General features: G+C 67.5%; 7 protein-coding genes and 1 pseudogene. 2 read left to right on the plus strand and 6 right to left on the minus strand.

What is annotated here, in order from left to right; genetic code table 11:
• The 5 genes and pseudogenes from AC5LSR_RS08070 to AC5LSR_RS08090 all read right to left on the minus strand — a co-directional run.
• Window positions 1-498: pseudogene (locus tag AC5LSR_RS08070) on the minus strand (hypothetical protein); the annotation flags it as partial.
• A gap of 908 nt (window positions 499-1,406) precedes the next feature.
• Window positions 1,407-1,982, minus strand: a complete 576-nt coding sequence (locus AC5LSR_RS08075; protein WP_445548191.1) for a methylated-DNA--[protein]-cysteine S-methyltransferase — start codon at window positions 1,980-1,982, stop codon at window positions 1,407-1,409.
• Between the two features lie 109 nt (window positions 1,983-2,091).
• On the minus strand, window positions 2,092-3,183 hold the full coding sequence (locus AC5LSR_RS08080; protein WP_250289587.1) for a phosphotransferase enzyme family protein: 1,092 nt from the start codon (window positions 3,181-3,183) through the stop codon (window positions 2,092-2,094).
• A gap of 299 nt (window positions 3,184-3,482) precedes the next feature.
• Window positions 3,483-3,746: a hypothetical protein gene (locus AC5LSR_RS08085; RefSeq protein ID WP_250289589.1), complete on the minus strand. Its 264-nt coding sequence runs from the start codon at window positions 3,744-3,746 to the stop codon at window positions 3,483-3,485.
• A gap of 45 nt (window positions 3,747-3,791) precedes the next feature.
• The gene (locus tag AC5LSR_RS08090; protein ID WP_493468310.1) at window positions 3,792-5,018 is read right to left on the minus strand and encodes a putative T7SS-secreted protein; all 1,227 of its coding nucleotides are present in this window, start codon (window positions 5,016-5,018) and stop codon (window positions 3,792-3,794) included.
• 573 nt (window positions 5,019-5,591) lie between these two features.
• Here AC5LSR_RS08090 and AC5LSR_RS08095 point away from each other — a divergent pair.
• Together AC5LSR_RS08095 and AC5LSR_RS08100 are read left to right on the plus strand one after the other, a co-directional pair.
• Window positions 5,592-5,858 carry a SemiSWEET family sugar transporter gene (locus tag AC5LSR_RS08095; protein ID WP_250282967.1) on the plus strand — a complete coding sequence of 89 codons (267 nt, stop codon included), beginning with the start codon at window positions 5,592-5,594 and terminating at the stop codon, window positions 5,856-5,858.
• 328 nt (window positions 5,859-6,186) lie between these two features.
• On the plus strand, window positions 6,187-7,524 hold the full coding sequence (locus AC5LSR_RS08100) for an alkaline phosphatase PhoX (protein WP_250282969.1): 1,338 nt from the start codon (window positions 6,187-6,189) through the stop codon (window positions 7,522-7,524).
• Between the two features lie 265 nt (window positions 7,525-7,789).
• Here AC5LSR_RS08100 and AC5LSR_RS08105 read toward each other — a convergent pair whose 3' ends face one another.
• The gene (locus tag AC5LSR_RS08105; protein ID WP_250282971.1) at window positions 7,790-8,806 is read right to left on the minus strand and encodes a hypothetical protein; all 1,017 of its coding nucleotides are present in this window, start codon (window positions 8,804-8,806) and stop codon (window positions 7,790-7,792) included.
• Between the last annotated feature and the right edge of the window lie 528 nt (window positions 8,807-9,334).

Consider the following 9,334-nt stretch of genomic DNA (forward strand, 5'->3'; position numbering starts at 1 on the left):
AGCCGGAGCAGCCGGAGCAGCCGGGCCAGCCGGGCCAGCCGCTACCGGAGTATCAGTCACCACCGGGGCTGGTCCGCCCGTGCGGACCTGACCGGACATGGTCAGCGCGAAGCTCGCGGGCCGGCGAACGGCGGGCCTGCTCAGCCCGAGCAGCCAGCCCAGATTCCGCAACAGCCGGATCTGCCGCTGCACGTGGGTACGGCTGTAGCCGGTCTCGGAGGCCAGCGTCACAAGCCCCGGAGAGCAGACCGCCACGGATCCGTCCAGGCCCGGGACCACCAGCTCGCCGACGCGGAGGCCACAGTGGCTGGCGAGCGCGAGCGCGACCAGCTTGGCGGCGCGCGGGAGGCGCGAGCGCAGCACCGCGCGTTGCCAGGCCGAGGGATCCGCCACTGGTGTACCGGAATCGGGCGTGGGCATGAGCACCAGCACGCCAGGGATGGCAAGCTGCCTACCGGCCGCGGCCTTCGCATCCGACACCTGTGTGTTGTCGGCCACATTCCTCCTTCCGGCCAGTTGGTATCGACCAAACAGCGCGTCCCGCTGACGGCGGAGGGCTTCCCGTCGGGAACTCCACATCACCGGAGACGCCACGTCACATCACGTCGTGCCACATCGCCAGGGACAGCGTCCGACATGACGGCGGATGCCTTGGCCTATGGCGTATCTGATGGATGTTCGGTCGCGCGGGCGACCGCCCGGACGACCAACATCCATCGGACACACTCTGGACCAAAGACGGAACGACCGCGTTCCCGGCGCGTCACCGACGGCCCGGATTCCTCCGTCACCGTCGGGTCAGAAGTGACACGATCATATTTGCCGGTGCTCCCGGGGCTCCCACCGATTCCGGGATGCCTGCCGGATCAGTCACGCTGATCCGGCAGGCCCGGAAGTTGATCCGGTGGGCCCGGGTGCACGCCCCCACCCTCATTCCTCAATCCAAGATCCTATTGTCGGATGCGCCGACATCGTTCGATCCGCGTTCAAGCAAGGTACTCCGTCAGCAAGAACGACGAGGCGCCCGCCGACCACCATCGCCACACGAGGACAACACAACTTCACGAAGTCGTTGTGTCAGAATTGGGTAACTGATTCATTTCTTTTGGCGGTCATCTCAACCGTCCACGCAAGGAGAGAGGCGGACAGCAGAGCCCGCCCAGATGATCCATCACCGGCGACGAAGCGCCCCAACCACCACAAAATCATCGGATACCCAAAATAACACATCGAACGACCGGGTCACGAATCCAAAAGATCAACAAATCGGGCACGACAGGGACCGGGACGGGCCACACGGCGCCTCAACCGCATCCTGTAGAAAGACAAAACAAAACGCTACGCAACGAAAACATGATCGAACCAGTGGTCGTCGAGCCCTGCCCCCAGTCCGGACGAGCAACCGCTTATGTCACGGTCCGAGGCGACGGAACAGCCATGATCGGTTCTTCCGGAGCCAACCGACGCGGCCCGAGATCGGCGGAATCGAGAGTAGCGAGCCCGAGATCATCCTGATAGCCGCGGCCAAGGGTGCGACGCTCGAGATCAAGAAGGTGCCGCTTACGGCCGAGACCACCGGCGTACCCCGTCAGAGAGCCGCTGGAGCCGATCACACGATGACACGGAATGATGATCGGAAGCGGATTACGACCGTTGGCGAGCCCCACCGCGCGGAAGGCCGACGGCCGCCCGACAGCTCTGGCGATCTCCGCGTAGCTGCTGGTCGCACCGTAGGGGATGGCCGCCACCGCCTCCCACACCGCGCGCTGGAACTGCGTGCCGACCGGATGCAGCGGGACGTCGAAAGTAAGCAGATCACCGATGAAATACGCCTCGAGCTGTTCGATCACGTCCCGCAGGGACGCCGGATCCGGCTCGATGACCTCCGGCCACCCGGAGCCCGCCGCCCGCTCCCCCATGTGGACCGCGCACAGGCCAACATCATCACCAGCGAGCAGCAACGGCCCCAGCGGGGAGCTCATCCTTGCATATCGGGTAACGCCCTCCACGCGCCCTGACGCTACCGTCCAGCTACTACAGGGGGAAACGACTGCGTCACAACAGCCCAGGACACACGCGAAGATCACATGTTCACGACCGAAGAGTCAGCGAACATGATCCGCTGAGATAGTCATCCGCAAGATCGCAGGATGTCGTCGCGTACTCGGCGACGCTGGCAACCGCGTCCGCCTCCGGGCGGGAGCCCAGCCATGCCACCAGCAACAGCCTGCGCAACAGGACGAACGTCGCGATCATGCCCTCCTCCTCGGCCGACACGGGCATGTGCTGTCGGTAGGAGGTGAGCCAGGCATCGACGAGGCCGCCCACCTCGGGCCGATGCTCGATGAAGGACAGGGACGCGGCCAGGTCGAAGAGGTACCAGCTGAACCCGCAGTCGTCGAAGTCGATGACCGTTGGCTCCTCCGACCGCCCGTCGACCAGCAGGTTCGCCAGGCGCATGTCCGCGTGGACGAGACCGAACCGGTCCGGCCCGGTGCCGAACCGCTCGATCCTGCGGCGGATCTCCTCGGCCGCCCGCGCCAGGACGGCGATCCCGTCACTGTCGATCATCTTCGGCCCGTTCCGGTCGCCGTTGGCTGCGATGCGAATCCCGTCCTGCCACCTCCCCCACCGGCCCTCCGATCCGAGGGTCGTCCGCCACGTCCAGGCGAACCGGGTGAAGCCAGCCGGTGGCTGCCAGGCACGGGCATGCTGGTGCAGCCGCGCCGTGATCTCACCCAGCGCACCGAACCCACGCAGGAGGCCCGCGGCGTCCGACGGATGCGGCGAGGATCCCCGCACCCACTCGAAGAGCGCCGCATAGCGCGGCCCACCGGAACCAGCCGACCGCGCCCCCGGGACGGGTGGGTCATGCGCGATCGCGGTTACCAGTTCCCCGTCACGGCTCGGAACCACCCGCGGCGTACGGATGACGCCGTCATGACGCAGCGCCTGGATCCAGGCCAGCTCCGAAACGATCTCCTCAGGCGGGTGGTAGCCGGGCCGGTACAGCCGTAATGCCCACCGGCACCCCCCGGCCAGGTCGTCCACCTGGTATGTGATGTTCTCCGAAACTCCCAGCAGACCGACGACGGGAGCAACTCCAAGATCATATGAGGTGAGCGCCTGCTCGGCCAGCGCATGTGCCCGGTCGAGGCCAGGCCACCCGGGGTCGGGAAGCACAGCGCTGATCGTAATCAGGTGACACTCCGCATCCGACAGTCGACGGGAACGGACAGGCCATCGGGGATGGGCGGGTCATCGGGGATGGGAGAAGGTGCGCGGAGCCCTGTAGCCGGTCGTGTGCCATCGTCCGTCCCGGGAGAAAACCTCGTCCACGGGCCGCGTACCGTTCCGGTGACGGAAAACGCTTATCACCCTTTTTCCGGAATCAACGGATTGGTCGCGAAGTAGTACGTCGTCCGGCTCATCATGACTCCTTACGTCGGATCCGCCGCCTGCGTTCCGTGTGTCTCCACTCCCTACGTCGGATCCACTCCCTGCGTCAGATCCACGGCGCCGGCCGAAACAGGTACCCGGACGAGGACCGCGTCCTGTTCCGCGTCGGGTTCGCTTCGACGCGCCGCGCTGGCACCGGGTAACCGAGCCTGCTCGTACAGCGCGTGCCCGATCGTTTTCGCGTCGAAGCTGTCATCAGCGTCTGGCCGACGTGCCACCGTCAGTGATAACGTTGCTGCGCGAATATCTGGTTCCGCCCCGGCGGCCTGCGCCAGGAAACGGTCCACGGCGGCATTCTGTTCAGCGGTGGGCGTGAGCCCTCCGTCACCGGCCTACCCCGTCGCACCCGCCGAGCCGGCGGTCGCGCCATCGGCGATGGGCGGCGCACCGTCGGCGTTCACGGCCCCCTCGCCCGTCGGCGGGTGCCGGCCCGGGAAGTTCCGCGACAGTGTGCTGGTGCGTACCCGCAGGCTCCGGATGTCGGCGGCCAGCGACGTAAGGCGGGTGCCGCCGGTTGCCGGCGCGGAACGGAGCCGCCCCCCGGTCAGGACCTGGCCGGCGCCATGTGCGTCGCGAGCGAGTTCGCCGAGCGTGACGAGCCCGCCGCCGCCGGGAACGCAGCCGAGCAGCGCAAGCCCGACATCCCCCAGGGAGGCGCGGCCGGCGCCATACCGGGCGAGGGTGTCGGCAAGGACCACGAGCGCGGCGGCAAACACCACCCACGCGACCGGCCCACCGATGACGGGCGCGACCACGCCCAGGACGGCGACGGTGGTTTTCGCGGCCCGGACAGCCGCGTTCCAGAATCGCCCGGCGTGTTCTGTCACGACCTCCCAGAAATGGCGGGACCTGTTCCGGATTCCCGCCCGGGAAGCGGCACGGATCGCGGCCGCGCAGATCGTCGCGGCATCCTCCCGCATCTGCCGCGCGGACGAGGCGAGGCGACGGGCCGTGTCCAGGTCGGCCTGCGCGTCCTGGAAGGTTCTTCTCGCCCGCTCGAGACGGGCCATGGCCGTGTCACGGTCGTGGATCGCCCACGTGACCTGGGCCGGATCAGGTGGAGGCGCCTCGACCGGGCCGGCGAAGAGGCCTGAGGCCGACACGCCCGGTACGGCGGTGGCAGGTACAGCAACGGGTATGGCCACCGCGGGCGACGCGGAAATCAGCGCGGTCCGCGCCAGGGCGGCCAGCGCATGGGCCTGATCGCGGCGGGCACACGCGTCCAGGCCGCTCGCGAGCGCGGCATCCGCCTGCGCCTGCGCCGTCTCCAGGACCGGCCCGTAGGCGTTCAGCGCGTCCCCGGCCATGCGGTGGGACGTCTCGAGTGCACGCAACTGCCCGGGGAACTCGCCGAGCTCGTCCCGGTAGCCGTCGCCGGCCCGCCCCAGCCAGGACCGCGCGGCCCCGTCGGCGGTCAGCGCGGCGACCTGGCCGCGGGCGCGTTCCACGTCCGCGGCGAACTCCAGGAGCCGGCGCGCGAGATCCCGCACGGCAGAGGGGTCGCCAGGCGTCGGATCGGCATCCAGGCCGAGAACGTCCCAGCCCACGGGCCGGCTCATTGCGGCCCACGACCAGAAGAATATGCGGGCCGGTTACGACAGCCCGCGGACAGCCAGCCGACCTGCACGTACATGCCCATCACTCCGACGGCTCAGGGGCGAAGCCAGGCAACCAACGTGGACATGTTGACGGTAACGCGAGAACCGGCCGGACGCACCCCTCCGCCAAGGATTTCATGCCAGAACATCCGGCGACCCCCGCCAAATGTTCAGAGCTCCATCGAATGGCCAGGGCGAAGCCGCTCGGGTACACTCAACGACAGCATCCCGCGCAGCGGGTATTCGCGGGTATTCGGCGTCGACGGCACTGGCATACCGGCTACCGTGGGTACGCGGATTCGTCCGTGCACCGGCCCAGGAGCGCGCATGACGCGCTATGACAAGCATCACAGGACGTCGCCCGCCCCTCGAGCACGCAAACAATACAGCCGCAGGTCAGGCCATGGCACGACCGGCACGGTCAAGGGGGCAGCCAGCCAGTGAACACCTTTCTTTCGGATCTTTCGGAACGCTTCCGGCAGACCTCTATATCTTCGGCTATATCCTCGACCGGAACAACGGGAGGGGACGCGGATGACGATACTGGGCCTGCTGGCAGGCGCGTTGACGACGGGATGCTGGCTGCCACAGCTCCTGCGGTCCTGGCGGACACGGTCCGCCAGGGACATCTCCTGGACCTATCTGGGCATCCTCGGGCTGGGGGTGACTCTGTGGCTGAGCTATGGTCTGCTCACCAACGAAATAACGATCATCCTGGCGAACGGGGCGACCATCAGCGCCATCATCACCCTGGCAGGCCTGAAAGCCCTGTTCGACCGCGAGGCCCGGGAGACCACATGACGACCGGTGCGGCGGCCGCGAGGGCCTGAGCCCCGGCGGCCGCGCACGCAGAAGCTGGACGGATCCGAGCAGGGCCCCGTGGCGGGCTCGTTACGGGCATTGCCCGCGAGGGTGCCGGGAGCAGTGACTCCCGGCTTGCCGCGAGCCGAATCCAGCATTTCCGAAAAACGGAACTTCCGATGAATTTTCAATGAATCCGGCCCCGTGATCAGTATCCGGCGGAATACATAGATCAGATGGTCGACTGCCGTTCGACTGGGTGTTGCCTCGCGTCCACGTAGGTCTGCAAACGTGCTGACCCGGTATTTCAAAGAGGGGACAATTACCCATGTCTGTGAGTCGTCGCCAGGTCATCGCCGGCACCGGAACGGCGGGTCTGGGATTCGTGTTGTCAGGAGCGGTTGGTTCGATCTTCGGTGGGACTGCCTCGGCCGCGACGCCGAACGGGTTCCACGGCTATGGGGAGCTCATCCCCGACCCCGCAAAAATCGCCGACCTCCCCAAGGGCTTCCAGTACAAGGTTCTCTCCCGGGCCGGTGTGGACACGGTGCTGACGGGCGAGAAACTTCCGGGGCTCCCGGACGGCATGTTCGCCTTCCCCGGACGCAAGCGCAACAATGCGGTACTGGTACGTAACCATGAGCTTTCCCCCGGCGCGGCGAACCCGGTTCCGCACCTGCCCGGGCTCGTCTACGACCCGGGTGCCGCGGGCGGCACCACCACCGTCACGGTCGAGGGCGGCCAACTGCTCTCGCAGGTGGCGAGCCTCGCCGGAACGATCCGCAACTGCGCCGGCGGCCACACCCCGTGGGGAACATGGCTGTCGTGCGAGGAGACCGAACTGACCCCGGCCTCGGATGCCCGCCTGACCAAGAAGCACGGTTACGTTTTCGAGGTGGATCCCCAGGGCCGCCTGAACGACACCGAGGCCGTCCCGCTGAAAGCGCTCGGGCGCTATGCGCACGAGGCGGTTGCGGTCGACCCCAAGACCGGGGTCCTGTACCTCACCGAGGACGCGGGCTCGCCGCTCGGGCTGATCTACCGGTTCCTGCCGGCGAAGCCGCTGGGCGGCCCGGGCAGCCTGCGGGCGGGCGGGAAGCTGCAGGCACTCGCGGTGGCCGACGTACCCGATCTCTCCGTGTTCACCGAGCTCGGCACCACACTGCCGGTCACCTGGGTCGACGTGCCCGACCCGGACGCGACGACCACACCGGTCCGCAAGCAGTTCGCCGACAACGCGGTCACCCGCGTGTCCAAGGCCGAGGGAATCTTCTGGGAGCGGACGAGCGCCTACATCGTCTCCAGCTATGCCAAGGCCAGCTCCAGGCTGGCAGGTGTGCACGAGGGGCAGGTCTGGGAGTTCAACCCGCGGAAGTCGACCATCGAACTGGTGGTCAGGATCGCCCCGGGCGGGCGTTTCGACGGCCCTGACAACATCACCATCTCTCCCTACGGCAGCCGTATCGTGCTCGCCGAGGACGGCGACGGTGAGAACTACCTGACCGTCGTGGGTGACGACGGCACCGTCTATCCGCTGGCACGCAACGTCGCTTCCGACGGTGAGTGGGCCGGCGTGACGTTCTCCCCGGACGGCACGTGGCTGTACGCCAACGCCCAGGTCGACGGCCTGACCATCGCGATCACCGGCCCCTGGCGGAACAACTAGGAAAGCAGGAGGGCAGATACGGCAGAGGTCTCGTCCGTGGCGTTGTCGGAGCCGGAACGACACGACAACGCCACGACGTCACCGGCGCGGGTCATGCGGAACTCTCCTCCCCGGCTGACGCGACGCCAGGTCCTGGCCAGCGGTACGGTGGGCAGGCCCGTCGGCGCGCCCTGACGTTCTTTCTCGGATACCTCTGGCTTGTATCCCGCGTTCTCTTCCTGGCCGTCTCTATCCTCCCGCCGGTCCGCGCCAGCTCGTCGGCCGGTCAGCAGGCTTCCTCCGACGGATATCCCGCCGCGTCGGCGAACAGTTGCTCGTAGCGCCGCTCCAGATCCCTGCGGCGGGCGAGCAGCGGGGCCACGAGCTCCACCAGGCGTTCCCGCTCACGGATGAGCGCCGAACAGCCATCGCGTTCCGCGTCCTCGACCGTTTGCCGGTCCTCGTCGGTCGCGCCTGGCTGTCGGGCCACCTCGGCCAGGGCAGCCTCACAATGATCGATTTCCTCGGCGATGGCACGGCAGACCCGGTTCGCCTCCGCAAGCGCCGACCACGCCCGGCCCGCGGCGGCGTCCCGACGGGCGATCTCCTCGGCAGTCACCGACGCGGCGGCCCGTTCGTGAGCGGTGATCAGCGGCTCGACACGCGCGCGGTGCTGACAGAGCCGACGGTCCGCCTCGGCGGCTGCCGCCACGGCTGCGCCGAACTCGCTCTGCCGTCGCGACACGAGGCCCCCAAGACGCGATCGCTCGTTGCGGTTGCCGAACCGGTCACTCCGCCAGTCGTTGGCAAGCCTGTCTCGCTGTCTGCGAGCATCCCGTAACCGTCTCTCGGCGAAAAGCACCATGGAAGCGGTGTGAGCGGCTCTGGCTTCCAACCGCTGGACCTCGGCGCGTAACCGGATGGCCTCAGCAAGATCAGAACGTGCCCGCTCGACCGCCGCGAGGGCGGTGGCCGCGTCGCTGGCGGCCGACCGGCAGCTGTCACGGGCCCGTTCGGCCTCCCACAGCCGGCGGTTGGCACCGTCGTGGACGGCGACGAGCTCCTCGACACGTCGGTCCCGCTCGACACGTGTGCTGGCGGAACGGAAGGCGGCGATGTCGAAACCGGCGAGCCGGCGGTCCAGTTCGGTGATCCGCAGCAGCTCGGGGGTTCTTAGCAGGTCGAGAAGCTGCTGCCCAACCTCGTCCCACTGATTGCGCAACGTACGCAGGCTGACTTCGGCCGCGACCTGCTCAACCACCGCGACCCGCTCGACGAGCCGCTCAACCCGTCCCAGCACCATGACCGTCCCCCAGGTTGGCCAAGCGGTGGTGCCCCGCAGCGGACGAACCGTACGCGGCGATAACGACGAGAATTAACAAAATTACAGATAGTAAGAATACTAGCGCACCGGGACCATGTGCAACGCATGCGGCCAGCAAAAACCGCCACATCCCGGGCAGCCCTCCACGCTCCAGCCCCCACACCCCGAGCTCGACGCTCCAGACGTCCACGCCCGAACGACGGGGGGGAGCGCTCGGCGTCAACCGATACGCTTCGTGATAACGGTGATCGGAAAACGGCCACCACCCGAACAGCAATAACGATCTTGTTTTTCGTCCACCTCGGCGCATCCGGAGCGGACGGGGAGATGCCGGCCGGCAAGTCGGCCGAAGCGCACGGCCAGTAACCACACCCTGGGGCCGGTCTCGCATATGCACGTGCGAATGACCGTGCTGTATCCTTCCCACGAAGTACGTGCATATGCACGCGCTGATGATTGACCGTCCAGTTGCTCATCGGCAGGCGGGGAGGGAACGTGGTCCACGCA

The sequence above is a fragment of the Protofrankia sp. CiP1_Cm_nod4 genome, from assembly GCF_982290645.1.

What these genes read in the sequence shown, in the direction of transcription:
- AC5LSR_RS08075 (WP_445548191.1), bottom strand. Translation starts at nt 1,982, where the DNA reads ATGAGCTCCCCGCTGGGGCCGTTGCTGCTCGCTGGTGATGATGTTGGC.
- AC5LSR_RS08090 (WP_493468310.1), bottom strand. Translation starts at nt 5,018, where the DNA reads ATGAGCCGGCCCGTGGGCTGGGACGTTCTCGGCCTGGATGCCGATCCG.
- AC5LSR_RS08095 (WP_250282967.1), top strand. Translation starts at nt 5,592, where the DNA reads ATGACGATACTGGGCCTGCTGGCAGGCGCGTTGACGACGGGATGCTGG.
- AC5LSR_RS08100 (WP_250282969.1), top strand. Translation starts at nt 6,187, where the DNA reads ATGTCTGTGAGTCGTCGCCAGGTCATCGCCGGCACCGGAACGGCGGGT.
- AC5LSR_RS08105 (WP_250282971.1), bottom strand. Translation starts at nt 8,806, where the DNA reads ATGGTGCTGGGACGGGTTGAGCGGCTCGTCGAGCGGGTCGCGGTGGTT.